This window comes from Sphingobium trunci (assembly GCF_022664535.1).
Classification (GTDB): domain Bacteria; phylum Pseudomonadota; class Alphaproteobacteria; order Sphingomonadales; family Sphingomonadaceae; genus Sphingobium.
Window position 1 is genome coordinate 22,899 of record NZ_JAKUJY010000006.1, and the last position, 16,701, is coordinate 39,599.

16 protein-coding genes are annotated in these 16,701 nt (G+C 63.8%); 2 read left to right on the forward strand and 14 right to left on the reverse strand.

The features are described from left to right. Nucleotides 1-67: 67 nt before the first annotated feature. The 3 genes from MJ601_RS07175 to MJ601_RS07185 form a co-directional block, all read right to left on the reverse strand. On the reverse strand, nt 68-2,551 hold the full coding sequence (locus tag MJ601_RS07175; RefSeq protein WP_242124816.1) for a TonB-dependent receptor: 2,484 nt from the start codon (nt 2,549-2,551) through the stop codon (nt 68-70). A 172-nt stretch (nt 2,552-2,723) separates the two neighbouring features. After that, nucleotides 2,724-2,915, reverse strand: a complete 192-nt coding sequence (locus MJ601_RS07180; RefSeq protein ID WP_242124817.1) for a YezD family protein — start codon at nt 2,913-2,915, stop codon at nt 2,724-2,726. A 98-nt stretch (nt 2,916-3,013) separates the two neighbouring features. Beyond that, on the reverse strand, nt 3,014-3,682 hold the full coding sequence (locus MJ601_RS07185; RefSeq protein ID WP_242124818.1) for an RBBP9/YdeN family alpha/beta hydrolase: 669 nt from the start codon (nt 3,680-3,682) through the stop codon (nt 3,014-3,016). A gap of 492 nt (nt 3,683-4,174) precedes the next feature. On the opposite strand from MJ601_RS07185, the gene MJ601_RS07190 reads away from it, so the two are divergent. Further along, nucleotides 4,175-4,606, forward strand: a complete 432-nt coding sequence (locus MJ601_RS07190; protein ID WP_242124819.1) for an OsmC family protein — start codon at nt 4,175-4,177, stop codon at nt 4,604-4,606. Here MJ601_RS07190 and MJ601_RS07195 read toward each other — a convergent pair. The 10 genes from MJ601_RS07195 to MJ601_RS07240 form a co-directional block, all read right to left on the reverse strand. Next, nucleotides 4,595-5,503: a DMT family transporter gene (locus MJ601_RS07195; RefSeq protein ID WP_348635564.1), complete on the reverse strand. Its 909-nt coding sequence runs from the start codon at nt 5,501-5,503 to the stop codon at nt 4,595-4,597. The two genes, MJ601_RS07190 and MJ601_RS07195, sit on opposite strands and share 12 nt — an antisense overlap. Nucleotides 5,504-5,556: 53 nt before the next feature. Further along, nucleotides 5,557-6,369 carry a class I SAM-dependent methyltransferase gene (locus MJ601_RS07200; protein WP_242124820.1) on the reverse strand — a complete coding sequence of 271 codons (813 nt, stop codon included), beginning with the start codon at nt 6,367-6,369 and terminating at the stop codon, nt 5,557-5,559. 108 nt (nt 6,370-6,477) lie between these two features. Next, nucleotides 6,478-8,004 carry a TadA family conjugal transfer-associated ATPase gene (locus MJ601_RS07205; protein ID WP_242124822.1) on the reverse strand — a complete coding sequence of 509 codons (1,527 nt, stop codon included), beginning with the start codon at nt 8,002-8,004 and terminating at the stop codon, nt 6,478-6,480. A gap of 193 nt (nt 8,005-8,197) precedes the next feature. Then, complete coding sequence (locus MJ601_RS07210) at nt 8,198-8,452, reverse strand: ATP synthase F1 subunit epsilon (RefSeq protein ID WP_242124824.1); 255 nt, start codon at nt 8,450-8,452, stop codon at nt 8,198-8,200. A gap of 56 nt (nt 8,453-8,508) precedes the next feature. Continuing rightward, nucleotides 8,509-9,954: a F0F1 ATP synthase subunit beta gene (gene atpD / locus MJ601_RS07215; protein ID WP_025551231.1), complete on the reverse strand. Its 1,446-nt coding sequence runs from the start codon at nt 9,952-9,954 to the stop codon at nt 8,509-8,511. A gap of 21 nt (nt 9,955-9,975) precedes the next feature. Next, nucleotides 9,976-10,860 (reverse strand): F0F1 ATP synthase subunit gamma, encoded by an 885-nt coding sequence (locus MJ601_RS07220; RefSeq protein ID WP_242124826.1) that lies wholly within the window; start codon nt 10,858-10,860, stop codon nt 9,976-9,978. A 3-nt stretch (nt 10,861-10,863) separates the two neighbouring features. Further along, entirely contained in the window at nt 10,864-11,490 is a 627-nt protein-coding gene (locus tag MJ601_RS07225) for a LysE family translocator (RefSeq protein ID WP_242124828.1), read from the reverse strand. A 19-nt stretch (nt 11,491-11,509) separates the two neighbouring features. Further along, nucleotides 11,510-13,039, reverse strand: coding sequence for a F0F1 ATP synthase subunit alpha (atpA, locus tag MJ601_RS07230; RefSeq protein WP_242124830.1), 1,530 nt, complete (start codon nt 13,037-13,039; stop codon nt 11,510-11,512). 32 nt (nt 13,040-13,071) lie between these two features. Next, complete coding sequence (locus MJ601_RS07235) at nt 13,072-13,626, reverse strand: F0F1 ATP synthase subunit delta (RefSeq protein WP_242124832.1); 555 nt, start codon at nt 13,624-13,626, stop codon at nt 13,072-13,074. 183 nt (nt 13,627-13,809) lie between these two features. Continuing rightward, the gene (locus tag MJ601_RS07240; protein ID WP_242124834.1) at nt 13,810-15,366 is read right to left on the reverse strand and encodes a S1C family serine protease; all 1,557 of its coding nucleotides are present in this window, start codon (nt 15,364-15,366) and stop codon (nt 13,810-13,812) included. 115 nt (nt 15,367-15,481) lie between these two features. On the opposite strand from MJ601_RS07240, the gene ada reads away from it, so the two are divergent. Next, nucleotides 15,482-16,543 carry a bifunctional DNA-binding transcriptional regulator/O6-methylguanine-DNA methyltransferase Ada gene (ada, locus tag MJ601_RS07245; RefSeq protein WP_281061218.1) on the forward strand — a complete coding sequence of 354 codons (1,062 nt, stop codon included), beginning with the start codon at nt 15,482-15,484 and terminating at the stop codon, nt 16,541-16,543. Here ada and MJ601_RS07250 read toward each other — a convergent pair. Next, nucleotides 16,540-16,689 (reverse strand): DUF1289 domain-containing protein, encoded by a 150-nt coding sequence (locus MJ601_RS07250; protein WP_242124837.1) that lies wholly within the window; start codon nt 16,687-16,689, stop codon nt 16,540-16,542. The genes ada and MJ601_RS07250 overlap by 4 nt on opposite strands. Nucleotides 16,690-16,701 lie beyond the last annotated feature (12 nt).

Sequence of the window (16,701 nt, forward strand, 5' to 3'; positions counted from 1 at the left end):
TCAGAAAAAAAACGGGGAGCGACAGGGCCGTGTCGCTCCCCGCAGGGGGTGAACCTCTTCTAAAAGATCAGAAGGCGTATTTGATCGTTCCGCCCCAGGTGCGCGGATCGCCGGGCGTGCCGGCGATCAGGCCGGTATTGCCGGGCGCCACCTGAAGATTGTCGATATAGTTGACGTCAAAGGCGTTGCGGACCCAGCCGAACACATCGAACCCGTCGCCACGGAAGCCCGCGCGGAAGTTGGTGAGAGCATAGCCCTTCACATCCGTGTAGATGGACGGCGTGGCGTTGGAGTTCCAGTGAGAGCGGTAATTGCCGTCAACGCCGAAGTAGAGCTGGCCTTCCTTTGCCAGGAGCGTCACCGGGATGTTATATTCGGCGCCATAGGAGAAAGCCCATTTCGACACGCCGGGCAGGCTCTCGCCGGAAATGTCCACGAAGGGTGGGCTGACCTGGTTGGCCGTCGCTGCCGCGCCGATCGTTCCGGTATAGGCGCACTTGTCGGTCTTAGATACGACAATCCCCGTGCTCGACCCGCCGCTCAGTTCCGGCGGCGGCGGCGCGTTGCAGAACTTCACATATTTGGCATCGGTATAGGCGCCGTTGGCATAGGCGGTGAAACGATCGCTGGCGACGACCTTGAAGTCCGCCTCGATCCCCTGCGACCGCACCTTGTCGGCATTGGCGAGATAGCCGCGCGTCGTGCCGAACTGGCCGCCATTCACCGTCGCCTGGAAATCCTTGATCTCGGTGCGGAAGGCGGTGAGGTTGAAGGTGGCGCGGCGGTTCCAGAACTGCGTCTTGAGGCCCAGCTCGAAATGGTTGACCGATTCCGGCTTCACCGTGCCTGCGGCGTAGTTGACGGTGTTGTCGGAGTTGAGCGGCAAGCCGTTCTGGTTGATGCCCAGCGTCTTGAAGCTCTTCGCATAGGTCGCATAGGCGAGGATGTCGCGCGCGATCTTGTAATTGACGTTGAAGTCGTAGGTGAAGTTCCAGGCGCTGTCGGAAGGCGCGCTGATCTGCGGCTGGTAGATGCTGCACTGCGCCGTGAGCACAGCGTTGCCAGCCGTCGCGGTCGGGGCGCAGCTGGTGATGACCGCGCCTGAGCCGGTGGTCACCACGCGCTGGTAGAAGCCCGATTTCTTGTCATAGTTGAGGCGCGCGCCCGGCTGGATGGTCAGAGCATCCGTGACCTTCCAGCTCAGCTGGCCGAACAGGGCTGCGCTCTCGCTCTTCAGCCACTGCGTGTTGGTGGCGGTCAGGCCAGCCAGCGTCGCGGGATTGTTCGCGACATTGGTGGGATTGGTCGAAGGGGTCAGGTTCCACTTGGCCGCTGCCGTGCCCTGCTGTTCCGTGCCCTGGGTGTCGATCCGCTGCTTGAAGCCGAACAGGCCCACCACGAAGTCGACCTTCCGGCCTTCGACATTATAGCGGAATTCCTGGCTATACTGGTCCTGTTGCGAGGGGTTCTGGGATTTGGAGATGATCGGCAGGCCGGTGAAGTCGCGGTCGTTCGACGGGTTCCAGTCCCAGAAGCGCCAGGCGGTGACCGATGTCAGCGTGCCGGGCCCGACATTCCAGACCGCCTTTGCCGACACGCCGCCGATCTTGTTGCGGGCGTTCAATTCGGTGTCGAGATCGGTCAGCCGGTCATAAGGGTTGCGGCTGGGCACCACATAGCCCTGCGCGGCGGCCAACGCGTCATATTGACGGTTGGGCGCGCGCTGCGTCGTGCCGACGCGGACGAAGACGGTGCCGCAGCATTCCGGGTCCTGCCGGCTGTAATCGCCCGACAGGGTCAGGCTGAAATTATCGGTCGGCTTGAACAGCAGCTGGCCGCGAATGCCCAGATTGTCCTGTTCGTTGATCCAGCGCTTCGAGGTGACGTTGTAGATCGTGCCGCGGCGGCTGGTCGTCGCAACCGCGATGCGCGCGGCCAGCGTGTCGGACAGCGGGCCTGAAACAGCAGCCTTGCCCTGCTTGTAGCCAAGATTGCCGGCGGTCACTTCCGCGCGGCCCTCAAAATCGAAGGTCGGCTGGTTGGTCGTGATGTTGATCGCGCCGGCGGTCGTGTTCTTGCCGTAGAGCGTGCCCTGCGGGCCGCGCAGCACTTCGACCTGCGCGACGTCGAGAAAGTCGAAGGTCGCGGCGGCGACGCGCGAATTATAGACGTCGTCGACATAGATGCCGACGCCCTGTTCGAAACCGTCGCTGGTCAGGCCGAACGGCACGCCAAGGCCGCGAATGTTGACCGAAGTGTTGCGCGGATTGGTCGTATAGACCTGCAACGTCGGCGCCAGCTGCTGAAGCTTGATGACGTTGAAATTGCCGGTGGCTTCGATGCTGTCGCCCTTGATGACGGAGATTGCCAGCGGCACTTCCTGCGCCGTTTCCTGGCGGCGGCGAGCGGTGACGATGATGACTTCACCGCGGGGACTTGCCTGTTCGGCGTTGTCGGCGTCGGCGGCCTGGGCTGCTTCCTGCGCCTGTGCGCTGGACGCGATGAAGGATGCGCTCGCCACCCCGGCGAGCAACAGAAAACGCGCAATCATTATGATTCCCCTTCCGGATGTCCGGTTAAAATTGATCGCGGCAGTTCCGGCTGTCCGGTCAAAGCCGATGGTCTGCGGGAATGGTAGGTGCGGCCCACCCCTTGCCGCTTTTGTCTGCCACCTTGGCGGCGGCTTATCTTAGCAACCCTGTCTCACGCCCCCGCGTCACGAATCAGGCGGTCAGGCGCGTCTTTTCCGTTACGTCGATCTGCACCACCCGCGCGTCATGCACGGTCAAAGTGACGGATCCGAAACGAAGTGTCTCGAGCACGCTGCGCACCTTCTCGATGCTGACGGCGATGTCGTGGCGCTGCCCGTCGGTGCGACCGTTGCGGGCAAATTCAATCGATCGGTTTTCACTCATAAACACCTCTTCGCCGCTCTTTATCTCAACTGCATCAGTAGACAAAAAAGCAAATATAAAGGGCGCTCAAGTTTCTCTTTCGCGCCCTCATGGGAAATTCAGCCGTGGGCACGCAAAACGGCCAGCCGCCGCTCCTGATGCGCCAGCGGAATGGCGGGTCGCAACTGGCGCATGGCGGAGGCCTGCTCATGCGCATTGTCGATCAGTTTCTCCAGCAGGGCCTGGCCGAAACGCCATTCGCCCAGGCCCGAATCGGCGTTGATGTGCCCGCAATAGCCCGCATCGACGAAGCTGCTGCCCCAATTCTTGCCAATGCTGTGAGCACGCTCGAAAAAGATATAGGGATCGTTGCGGCTGGCGACGACGATCGAGGGGAAGGGCAGTTGCGCGCGGGGCGTGGGACCGAAGCCGCCGATCGTCTCGGGCGTTTCCATCCGGTCGCAGTCGGGCGGTGCCACCAGCAACGCCCCCGTCACGGGCCAGCCATAGGCCTGGCTCTGCAAGGCGCCCCACCAGGCGACGGCCAGACAGCCCAGACTGTGCGCGGCCAGAATGATCGGCCCGTCGACTTCGCGGATGGCCGCATCCAGCCGATTGACCCAGCTGTTGCGGCTGGGGCTGGCCCAACTGCCCAGATCGACGCGCTCGCAATCACCGCGCGTCTCTTCCCAAAGCGTCTGCCAATGGCCCGGACCGCTGTTGTTGAGGCCCGGAATGGTCAGCACGACCGGTTGGCGCGCGTCTCCAGAATGTCCGAATCGCTCCATGGTCTCATCCTCGTCCTGTTTGGAAGAGGAAGATAATTCTATTTATTAAGTAGACAATCGGCAAGCGACAAAATGTGTCGGAAATTGGGCGGCCCGATTAATCTGAGGTTCAGGAAAAAAGCGGGTATCGGACTTCTTCCGCCACGCTTGCCTCAACGCGTTGAAAACAGGCTTTTACCAGGCACGGATCAGCCCCAAATAGTGGATGACGCCGCAGCCGTGGGCATCATTATAGCCAGGCATTCATCCGGAAGATGGCGGCGCATCATCCACAATTTCCTGGGCCGGATCGACGAATGAGCTGCCTTTGCCGTCCTTATGCAGCACCGACCCGGTCGGAAGCGATCAGGTTGCCAGCATTTTCCGTCAAGGAATGGGCGCCAGACTCGGACCCAGGCTCGGACATTGTCACCCTCCTGCGAAAGAATCGCTTTATAAGGGGAAACCGTGGGGCGGCGGCGGGGTTTCTTGGAACGGCATAGGAGGAAAGTCATGAAGATCAATCGCAGCGGATCGGCGGTATGGAGCGGCGGCCTGAAAGACGGCAAGGGCGCGATCTCGACCCAGAGCGGCGCGCTGGACGCGCAGCCCTATGGCTTCGCGATGCGCTTCGAAGGGGTGCCGGGCAGCAATCCGGAGGAACTGATCGCGGCTGCCCATGCCTCCTGCTTCACCATGGCGCTCTCGCTGATATTGGGGGAGGCCGGGTTGACCGCCGAAAAGATGGAAACCAATGCGGTGGTGACGCTCGAACAGAAGGATGGCGGCTTTGCGATCACTGCGAGCAGGCTGACGCTCAAGGCGACCATCCCCGGCGCGGAGGACGCGCAGTTTCAGGAACTGGCTGCCAAGGCGAAGGCCAATTGCCCGGTATCGAAGGTGTTGAATGCGGAAATCAGCCTGGACGCCGAACTATTGGGCTGAGGTGCGACGCCTGGCGCGGACATGTTCGCGCCAGGCGATGGTGAGGCCGCTGGCGATGATGAGCGCTGCGCCGATCCAGGTGCTGCTCATCGGCCAGTCGCCCCAGATTGCCCAGCCGAGCAGCGTCGTCCAGATGATGGTGCTATAATCCATGGGCAGTACCACCGACACCGGACCCCAGCGCAGCGATGCGGTCAGGCAGATTTGCGCGATGCCGCCGACCACGCCGATCAGCAGCAGCAGGCCCCAGGTGACCGGATCGTGGGACTGGCCGTAGAACAGCATTCCCACCCCCAGGGGCGGGACCGAGAGCAGGGTGAACCAGAAGACAATCACCCCGGCATTTTCGGTGCGGCCCAGTTCGCGCAGGACCAGGCTGACGCTGGCGGTGACGAACGCGGCGGCGATGGCGACCGCGACGCCCGCAGCCGCGAAATGCCCAGCATCCGGCCGCACCATCACCAGCACGCCGAAAAAGCCGATCAGCACGGCGCCCCAGCGATAGATGCCGGTCGCCTCGCGCAGGATCAGGGCGGACAAAATGGTGCCGAAGATCGGCATGGTGAAGCCGATGGTCGCAGCCTCGGCGGGGGGCAGCAGGATGTAGGACAGGAAATTGAGCGCCATGCCGGAAAGGCCGATGACCATCCGCGTCGCGTGGACGCCGATCCGCCGGGTCCGGATCGATCCGATGCCGGTGGTCGAGGCGATCCAGGCGAACACCACCGGCAGCGCCATCGCCTGGCGGTAAAAGAGCGATTCCACGATATGTACGCCGTGCGCGTCCGCCAGCCTCACCGTCACGAACATGACCGACAGGCAGATCACCGCGGTCAGCCGCAGGCAGATGGCATAGATCGGACGATGGGGACGGTCATGAAAGGGAGCGGGCGGCACCGCTTCGCCTTAGCCCGGTCGCGCGAGGACGCAACCGGGAAGGGCGGGGCAACCTATTTTAGCGGCTTGCGGAATTTGAGCGTCATCCGGTCGCTTTCGCCGATGGCGAGATATTTCGCCTTGTCGGTTTCGCCGTTGCGCAGGGTTGGAGGCAGGGTCCATACGCCCTTTTCCCAATCGGCGGTGTCCTTGGGATTGGCGTTGATTTCCGACGATCCGACATATTCGAAGCCTGCGGCCTCCGCGATGCGGCGGACAGTCGAAACCTTGAGATAGCCGCTGGTCTTTTCCAGCGCCGAATCTCGGCTTTCGGGCAGGCGATGGTCTTCGATGCCCAGCGTGCCGCCGGGCTTCAGCAGGTCATAAAAGGTCTTGAAGGTCGCCGCTTCCGTCCCGCCCATCACCATATTGTGGATGTTGCGGAAGGTCAGCAGCGTGTCGACGCTGCCCGCCGGGATCAGACCGGTCTGATCGGGGAAGGCGGCCAGCTTCACCTTGCCGTAGATCTCGGGCTTGGTGGCAAGGAACGTCTTGAAACTGTCCAGGCCCCGTCCCGTAGGCTGAAGCGCATATAAAGTGCCTCTCTCGCGCAGCAGAGGGGCCAGAATCTCCGTATACCAGCCACCGCTGGGGGAATATTCCACTACGGTCTGGTTGGGCTTCACGCCGAAAAAGGCGAGCGTTTCAGACGGGTGGCGATATGGGTCGCGGGCGACGTTGGCGGGGGTGCGGCTGGGCGAGGCGACCGCCGTTGCGATCGGATCGGTCGCCTGGCGGGTGCCATGCCCGGCATGTTGTGCGGCGAGTGCTGCGAGGGGGAGAGTGAGACCAGTCAGCAACAGAGTGATGCGGGCGAGACGGTTCATCGGGAATCCTCTCTTCAGGGAGGCTTTCCGATGTGCTCCTCATAGCCCCGCCGTTCAAGCCGAGTGTCGGAAATTTTCCGTCAGCAACATCATGTTACCTGTCGGCCGTTACAGGCAGGCTTCCAGGAAAGGCTGATCGAAACCGAACTGCCGGGCCTTGTCGAGCGAATAGGGTCGCAGGCCCATCGAGCGATATTCGCCGATGATTTTCCCGCTGTCGTCCTCGTCATGATATTCGAACTTGAACAGTTCCTGGGTGACGATGACGTCGCCTTCCATGCCGATCACTTCGGTCAGGTTGGTGACGCGGCGGGAACCGTCGCGCAGACGCTTGACCTGCACGATCAGGTCGACCGAGTCGGCGATTTGCTTGGAAATGGCTTCCTTGGGGATTTTGATGTCGCCCATCAGGATCATATTCTCCATACGGCCCAGGCACTCGCGCGGACTGTTGGAGTGGAGGGTGCACATGGACCCGTCATGGCCCGTGTTCATGGCGGCGAGCAGGTCGAAGCACTCCGCGCCACGAATTTCGCCCAGGATGATGCGGTCGGGGCGCATACGCAGGGCGTTCTTGACGAGATCGCCGATGGTGATCGCGCCTTGCCCTTCCAGGTTCGGCGGACGGGTTTCCAGCGGCAGCCAGTGCGGCTGCTGAAGACGCAGTTCCGCCGCGTCCTCAATCGTCAGCACGCGCTCGCCCGGATCGATCATCTTCGACAGGGCGTTGAGCATCGTCGTCTTGCCCGAGCCGGTGCCGCCCGAAATCACGATGTTGAAGCGGCAGGCGCCCGCGATTTTCAGCGCGGTGGCCATTTTCTGGCTCATCGCCCCCCATTGCGCGAGCATGTCGATAGTGATCGGCTTGGCCGAGAATTTACGGATCGAGATGGCGGTGCCGCGCAGCGAGAGCGGCGGGACGATCACGTTGACGCGGCTGCCGTCGGGCAAGCGGGCGTCGGCCAGCGGCGTGGTCTGGTCGACGCGGCGACCGACCTTGTTGACGATGCGCTGGGCGATCTGGAACAGATGCTCCTCGTCGCGGAACTTGATCGGCGCGATCTGGAGCTTGCCCTTCTTTTCGATATAGGTCTGCTCCGGCCCGTTGACCATGATATCGCTGACATCCGGGTCGGCGAGCAGTTCCTCCAGCGGCCCCAGACCGAGCAACTCGTCGACGAGCACCTTTTCCAGCGCGAACTGCTCGCGCCGGTTGAGCGTCAGCTTGAGTTCCGCCAGCACCTCCATGATGATCGGCCGGAATTCCTCGGCCAGTTCATCCTTGGTCAGCGTCGCGGCGGCTTCGGGATCGACGCGCTCCAGCAGGCGGGGGAGCACCTGTTCCTTGATCTTGTGGACCGATGCCTCGAAGCCCTGCGGACCGGCATCGACCGCATGTTCGGCATTGGCGCGGTCGGACAGGCGCTGCATCGCGTCGGCATTGCGCTGCATCTGGCTGGTGGGCGCCGACAGCGGATCGACCGGCGTGTCCGCGGGCAGCGTGTTCATGTCCAGCGGCGGGAACTGGTCGCCGCCCTTCATCTCTTCGCGCGGCGCGGCGCCCTGCATGGGCCGGGCAATACCAAATCCCGGCTTGATACCCGCGGGTCCATTTTTCCGTCCAAACGCGCTCATGATTCTCCGCCGAAATGATGTGCATCAGCTATGGCTGCTAAAGGTGAATAGGGTGGAAACTTTGATAAATGGCTAATGGACGGATGCTCGGCTTCGGCGCCCCTCAATCGGTGGAGAATGTCCAACAGAAAAGGCCGCGATCCTTTACGGAGCGCGGCCTTCATTATGGATTTCGGTCAGATGGAGCGGCGTATCAGCCAGCATGCTCCGCTAGGACGGTCAGGCCCTTTTCGTTCACTTCGGCAAAGCCGCCGCGGACCGGGATGACTTCCGGCGCACCACCTGCGCTGGCGAAGATCTGGATCGCGCCGTCGCGAACGGTCGACATGAAGGGCGCGTGGCCTTCCAGCACGCCGAAGTCGCCGTCGGTGCCGGGAACGACCACCTGATAGACCTCCTCCGAGCGGACGAGCTTTTCGGGGGTCACGAGTTCGAAATGCAGTGCCATTCTTCGAAAGTCCTAAATCCCCTCCCCATGAAGAGGGAGGGGGATATGAGCGTTGATCAGGCGGCTTCCGCAGCCAGCTTCTTCGCCTTTTCGATGGCTTCGTCGATGCCGCCGACCATGTAGAAGGCGTTTTCGGGCAGATGGTCATATTCGCCTTCGACCACCGCCTTGAACGACTTCACCGTGTCCTCGATCTGGACGAACTTGCCCGAGATACCGGTGAAGACTTCGGCGACGTGGAAGGGCTGCGACAGGAACTTCTGGATCTTGCGGGCGCGGGCGACGGTCAGCTTGTCCTCTTCGGACAGTTCGTCCATACCCAGGATGGCGATGATGTCCTGCAGCGACTTGTACTTCTGCAGGATCGCCTGGACCGCGCGGGCGGTTTCATAATGTTCTTGCCCCACGACGCGGGGTTCCAGAACGCGGCTGGTCGAATCCAGCGGGTCGACCGCCGGATAGATGCCCAGTTCCGAAATGGCGCGATTGAGAACGGTGGTGGCGTCCAAGTGCGCGAACGAGGTCGCCGGCGCCGGATCGGTCAAGTCGTCCGCGGGGACGTAGACGGCCTGCACCGAGGTGATCGAACCCTTGTTGGTCGAGGTGATGCGCTCCTGAAGGGCGCCCATGTCGGTCGCGAGGGTCGGCTGATAGCCCACGGCCGAAGGAATACGGCCGAGCAGGGCCGACACTTCCGCGCCCGCCTGCGTGAAGCGGAAGATGTTGTCGACGAAGAAGAGCACGTCCTGGCCTTCCTGGTCGCGGAAATATTCCGCGATGGTGAGGCCCGACAGGGCGACGCGCGCGCGGGCGCCCGGGGGCTCGTTCATCTGGCCGTAGACCAGCGCCACCTTCGAACCTTCGCTGATCGCGTTGCCATCGGCGTCCTTGGCGATGACGCCGGCGTCGAGGAATTCGTGATAGAGGTCGTTGCCCTCACGAGTACGCTCACCGACGCCCGCGAACACGGAGGTGCCGCCATGGCCCTTCGCGATGTTGTTGATGAGTTCCTGGATGAGCACGGTCTTGCCCACGCCAGCGCCGCCGAACAGGCCGATCTTGCCGCCCTTCGCATAGGGGGCGAGAAGATCGATGACCTTGATGCCGGTGACGAGGATGCTGGCGTCGGTCGACTGGTCGACGAACTCGGGAGCCTTGGCGTGGATCGGGGCGGAGAGGGTGGTCCCCACCGGGCCGCGTTCGTCAATCGGCTCGCCGACGACGTTCAGGATGCGGCCGAGCGTGGCCGGGCCGACGGGAACGCTGATCTGCGCGCCGGTGTCGGTCACTTCCTGGCCGCGGGTCAGGCCGTCGGTCGAGTCCATCGCGATGGTGCGGACGGTGTTCTCGCCCAGATGCTGGGCGACTTCCAGCACCAGGCGCTGGCCGTTGTTGCTGGTCTCCAGCGCCGAGAGAATGGCGGGGAGCGCGTCAGGAAAGGTGACGTCGACGACGGCGCCGATGACCTGACTGATGCGGCCTACATTGTTGGTGGTTGCCATGACTACTGTCCTTGCCTGCACTTAAAGGGCTTCGGCGCCCGAGATGATTTCGACGAGTTCGGTGGTGATCGCGGCCTGACGGCTGCGGTTATACTGGATCGTCAGCTTGTTGATGAGGTCGCCGGCATTGCGGGTCGCATTGTCCATGGCGGTCATCGACGCGCCCTGTTCGGACGCGTTATTCTCCAGCAGCGCCTTGAAGATCTGCACCGTGACGTTGCGCGGCAGCAGGTCGTCGAGGATCGCTTCCTCGCTCGGCTCATATTCCACGGTCGCGCCGATGGCGTCGCGGTCAGCGTCGGCGGGAATCTTGACCGGGATGATCTGCTGCTCGGTCGGGATCTGGGCGAGAGCCGACTTGAAGCGCGAGAAGAAGAGGTGCGCGACGTCGAACTTGCCGTTCAGATACATGTCCGTCAGTTCATGCGCAATCGCTTCCGCCTGATCATAGCCGGGTTCCTTGACGCCGGTCGTGTCATACTGGGCGACGATCATGCCGGGGAAGGTGCGGTTGATGACCGGGCGGCCCTTGCGGCCGATGAGGTAGAAGCGGACGGTCTTGCCCTGCTGGATCAGCTCGTCCGCCTTCGCGCGGGCGGCCTTGACGATGTTCGCGTTGAACGCACCGGCAAGACCCCGGTCGGAGTTGGCGACGACCAGCAGATGGACGTCGTCCTTCCCGGTGCCGGCCAGCAGCGGGGAGGCGCCTTCGCCCGAACCACCGGCGATCTTCGATGCCAGCGAGGCGACGACCGCTTCCAGACGGCTGGAATAGGGGCGGGCGGCTTCGGCGGCGGCCTGCGCCTTGCGCAGCTTCGCGGCGGCGACCATCTGCTTGGCCTTGGTGATCTTCTGGGTCGATTTCACCGACCCGATGCGCAGCTTCAGTTCCTTGAGGCTAGCCATAGTTCAAACATTCCGAGCAAGGGCCAGACGGCCCGCGAGACCAAAGAAACCGACGCCCATGGCGCCTTCGAACCAGCGCATCGCGCCGCTCTGCCCGACCTTGCGTCCCGCCTTGGTGGCGAGCACCGCCAGAAGGGCGCACCAGAAAAAGCCCAGCGCATAGACGATGGCGATCAGCAACATGCCCTGCCATGGCGCGTCCGGGCCGGTGCCGACGAATTGCGGCAGCGCGGCGAGGAAGAAGATCGCGACCTTGGGGTTCAGCACGGTGCTGACGAACCCCTGGGCGAAGGGCGATCCGCCGATCCGCACCCTGGGCGTTTCCGAAGCGGGCGAGGGCCTGATGGCTCCCCGCAACATCGAAAGGCCCAGCCATGCGAGATAGATCGCACCGGCAATCTTCACCGCCATGAACAGCCCCGGCACCGCATTCAGCACGCTCAGGAAGCCGAAGCCGCAGAGCGCCATGTAGAACAGCCCGCCGAGCTGGATGCCGCCGATGGCCGCCATCCCCGCCTTCAGCCCGCGGCGTGCCGCGTGACCGGCCACCAGCATGGTGTCCGGTCCCGGCAGCAGCACCAGACCGATCGACATCACGGTCCAGGCGAGAAGGGAATGGGCGGTCAGCACAGCGTCTTAGGCGCCCGTCTTAAGCAAAGGTCTTGCCGAAGCTGTCCAGCGCGGCGACCAGCTTAGCCTTGGCATCGTCGCCCAGATCCTTGCTGTCGCGGATCGCGGCGAGGATATCGGCATGATCGTGACGCAGATAGGCGAGCATCAACTCCTCATAGCGCGTCACGTCCTTGACCGGGATACCGTCCAGATAGCCGCTGGTGCCCGCGAAGATCGACGCGGTCTGCTCTTCGAAGGGCAGCGGCGAGAACTGGGCCTGCTTCAGCAGCTCGGTCAGGCGCGCGCCGCGGTTCAGCAGCTTCTGGGTCGAAGCGTCGAGGTCCGAACCGAACTGGGCGAAGGCCGCCATCTCGCGATATTGGGCCAGCTCCAGCTTGATCGAGCCGGACACCTTCTTCATCGCCTTGGTCTGCGCGGCCGAGCCGACGCGCGACACCGAGAGGCCGACGTTGATGGCCGGACGGATGCCCTGGTAGAAGAGGTTGGTTTCCAGGAAGATCTGGCCGTCGGTGATCGAGATCACGTTGGTCGGGATATAGGCCGACACGTCGCCCGCCTGCGTCTCGATGATCGGCAGAGCGGTCAGCGAACCGGCGCCGTTGGCGTCGTTCATCTTGGCTGCACGCTCCAGCAGACGGCTGTGCAGGTAGAAGACGTCGCCGGGATAGGCTTCGCGGCCCGGAGGACGGCGCAGCAGCAGCGACATCTGACGATAGGCGACGGCCTGCTTGGAGAGGTCGTCATATACGATCACGGCATGCATGCCGTTGTCGCGGAAATATTCGCCCATGGTGACGCCGGTGTAGGGCGCCAGATACTGGAGCGGGGCGGGTTCCGAAGCGGTCGCGGCGACGACGATGGAATATTCCATCGCGCCGTTTTCCTCAAGCTGCTTGACGATCTGCGCGACGGTCGAGCGCTTCTGGCCGACGGCGACATAGATGCAGTAGAGCTTCTTGCTCTCATCGTCGCCCGCGTTGATGCCCTTCTGGTTGATGAAGGTGTCGATCGCGACGGCGGTCTTGCCGGTCTGGCGGTCGCCGATGATGAGTTCGCGCTGGCCACGGCCGACGGGGACGAGGGCGTCGATGGCTTTCAGGCCCGTCTGCACCGGCTCGTGCACCGACTTGCGGGGGATGATGCCCGGCGCCTTGACTTCCACGCGCTTGCGTTCGGTGTACTGGATCGGGCCCTTGCCGTCGATCGGGTTGCCGAGGCCGTCGACCACGCGGCCGAGCAGGCCCTTGCCCACGGGCACGTCGACGATGGTGCCGGTGCGCTTGACGGTGTCGCCTTCCTTGATCTCGGCGTCCGAGCCGAAGATCACGACGCCGACATTGTCGGCTTCCAGGTTCAGCGCCATGCCCTGCACGCCATTGGCGAACTCGACCATTTCGCCCGCCTGGACGTTGTCGAGGCCATGGACGCGGGCGATGCCGTCACCCACGGTCAGCACGGAACCGACTTCGCTCACCTGCGCTTCGGTGCCGAAATTGGCGATCTGGTCCTTGATGACCTTCGAGATTTCTGCGGCGTTGATATCCATGTTCAGCCTTTCATCGAAGCCTTTGACGGCTTTCAGCCTTTCATCGCGTGGGCGAGACTATTCAAACGGGTGCGGATGGAGGAATCGATCATCTGGCTGCCGATCTTGACGACCAGCCCGCCCAGGATCGCGGGATCGACCTTGGCGTCGACCGCGACTTCGCGACCGACACGGGCCTTGAGGCTCTTTTGCAGAGCGGTGATCTGGGTTTTGGTCAGGGGATGCGCGCTCGTCACTTCGGCGCGGGCTTCACCCTTGTGATTCGACAGCAGCGTCTCATAGGCGCGGATGACCGCAGGGAGCTGCGAGAGGCGACGGTTCTGGGCGAGGACGCCGAGGAAATTCGTCGTCAGCGCATCAATTCCCATGGAGGATGCGACAGCGGCGATCGTCTTGCCCTGTGCGTCACGGCTGAGGACGGGGCTGTTGATCAGGCCCTTGAAATCGGCCGATTCGGCCAGTGCCGCCTTGAGCGCCGCCAAGCTCGCCGCGACGGTGTCGAGCGTCTTGCCGTCGCGGGCCAGATCGAACAGCGCCACCGCATAGCGGCCGCTGAGGCTGGCCTGAATACCGCCGGTCGTCTCCACGCGCTTACCGTCCTCCGTTAGTTTTGCCGGTCATGCAAAAAGAGGGGCGCGGCCTGCCGTCCCGAACCCCTGTTGGGGGGCCGGTTAGCAGCGGGATTATGACTATGCAAGTCATGGAACGCGATTCGACCGTCAGGATGAAATCAATCGGATTTGACTGAGTTTTTATGACGTCCGATTCGGCTATTTTTCGGCGTCGGACGGAGCGAGCCGGCCCTTCTGGCAATGATAGACGATCCGCTCATTGGGTTGGGCGGGCAGCAGGGCGGAAAGATCGGTCTGGAGCGAGGCGATCCTGGCCAGCAGCGCGGAGTCGCTGCCGCAACCCTTGATCGGGCCGTTCGTGAGCGCGCGGGCCTTGGCCATGGTGTCGAGGTCGGGCAGCCAGCGCTGGACCCGCAGCGTGCCGGTGGCGGGATCGAAGCGGCTGACGGTCACGAAACCATGGTCGTCCGGCACATTCGCCCGCTGCCAGCCAGTGCCGGAGGACACATATTGCATATTGCCGTCGACGCAGCCGCCATCGGCCCAGTTGAACGCGATGTCGTTAGGCTCCGATATGGTGAGGCGGCTGCGGCCGAGGTCGACCTTGCAGATATTGTCGCCCGCCCAGGCATAGGCATTGTTGGCGGTGACGCCCTTGTCCTCGGGCAGCCTGATGCGTTCGTCGATGCTGGAAAAGCTGGGCTTCAGGAAGAACAGCCCGATCGCGCCGAACAGCAGCAGGCCGCCCCCCGCCAGCCACCAGGTCGCGCGCTTTTCCCGGCCCTGGCTGTAGAACAGCCCGCCCGCGCCCAGGCCCAGCACCGCCAGCGCCAGCAGCACTGCCGCCCCCGCCATGGCATTTTCGCGGGCGGAGATGACATCGCGCTCGGCCGTGTCGCGGGCCTTGGTGATCGCCGCTTCGCGGGCGTCGGCGCGGGCGCGCTCGGACTGCTCGCTCCGCGCCTCCTCGCGCTGAGTCAGCGCGGCTTCGGCGGCATCGGCCTCCGCCATGGAGCGGCAGGGAACGACGGTATGCAGCGAGGAGACACCCGCCTGCCGCAAAAAGGAAGCAACCTCGCGCCAGGACACTGCAAATCCGAATTCGGCATCATTGCCGTCCGAGACCGATCCGAAGCTGTTGACGCCCAGCACCCGGCCGCAATCGTCGACCAGCGGCCCGCCGCTGTTGCCCGCCGCCAGCGGCGCTGTGTGCAATACCGTGTCGAAGCTTTGGCTGGCACGGCCGGAGGACACGGTGCCGCTGGTTTTCACCGTGGCCAGCGGCTCGACCAGTTGCTTGAGGCCCAGGCCCTGCGCGCGGTCCACCGTGCCGGGATAGCCGATCGCCGTGACATGCTGGCCGTCGGTGACGGCGCCTGCGTAGAAGGTGCTGACCGGCAGGCTGCCTTCTTCGAGCTGGATCAGCGCCAGGTCATTGCCGGGCGAAAAGGCGATGATCTTGCCGCCATAGGTCTTGGTGCCTTCGGAAGGGATGACGCCGATGACGAGATCCTTTTCCTCCCGCGTCAACTCGACCACATGGGCGTTGGTGATGATCTTGTCCGGCGCGACCGCAAAGCCGCTGCCATGGCCGACGAAATAGGCGTCCGACCCATTGGTCGCGACCAGCACGACCCGAACCACCCCGCGCGCGGCGGCAGCGATATCCTGTTGCTCGGCGCGCGCGGCGAGCGGCGCTGCAATCGCGAGGAGCGCGGCCAGAACAGGGGCGAGGCGACGGAGAAGGGCGACCATGATTGGCGGCATTCATATGCGATGGTAGGATTGAGGCAATGCGGAAATGCGCTAATCGGCTTTTGAGCGCAAGCGGCGGGAAGTCTGGCGTCTTTCGGGCGGCTATCCCATATGCATGAGCAAGATGTCGCACCCTGAAGCCCCCATCGCCTCCATGCCGGACCCGGACGCCTGCTGGGACGCATTCATACGCCGGGATCGCGGCTTGGACGGCCGGTTCGTGGGCGCGGTGCTGACCACGGGCATCTATTGCAAGCCGAGCTGCGCAGCGCGGCACCCCAGGCGCGAGAATATGATCTTCCTGTCCGATCCCGCGGCGGCGCGGGCGGCGGGTTTCCGCGCCTGCCTGCGGTGCTGTCCCGACGAAGTGGGCCGCGACCGGCTGGCGGTGGAGGCGGCGCGAGCCTTCATCGCGGGGGCCGAAACCCCGCCTTCGCTGGAGGAGGTGGCGGCCCATGCGGGCTACGCGCCCCATCATTTCCACCGGCTGTTCAAGCGGGAAACCGGACTGACCCCCGCCGCCTACGCGCGATCCCTGCGGGCCGAACGGTTGAAATCGGCTCTGGCCGAGGGAGGCAGCGTGACCGCAGCCATTTATGAAGCAGGCTATAATGCGCCCAGCCGCGCCTATGCGGACGCGGAAAAGCATCTGGGGATGACGCCCAGCGCCTGGAAGGACGGGGGCAGGGATGTGGTGATTCGCCACAAGGTGATCGCCACCAGCCTTGGCCCTCTATTGGTGGCGGCGACGGAACGGGGCCTGTGCCGCATCAGTTTCGATGAAGCGGAGGAAGACCTCAGGCAGCGCTTCCCCAAGGCGCGCATATCGCCCGCCGATGCCCGGCTGGACGGGCTGGCGGCACATGTCGCACGGCTGATCGACGATCCGGCCCATGCGCCCGACCTGCCGCTGGATGTATGCGGCACAGCCTTCCAGCAGGCGGTATGGGCCGCGCTTCGCGCCATTCCGCCGGGCGAGACGCGCAGCTATGGCGAAATCGCGGCCGCCATTGGGAGGCCTGGTGCCGTGCGGGCGGCGGGAACGGCGTGTGGCGATAACAGGCTTGCCGTCCTGATCCCCTGCCATCGCGTTTTGCGGAATGACGGGAGCCTGGGCGGCTATGCCTATGGTCCGGAGCGCAAGCAGGCTTTGCTGGAGCGCGAGAAGCGCACCTAACCTTTCCTCAACCGCTCCATGATGGCCCTGCGCTGGGCCTTGCTCATCCCCGTCCAACGGCGGATTTCGTCGACCGTGCGGCCGCATCCGGTGCAGACCCGCCTGGCCTTGTCCAGCTTGCAGATGTTGACGCAGGGGGTTTCCATCGAATTTTCAGG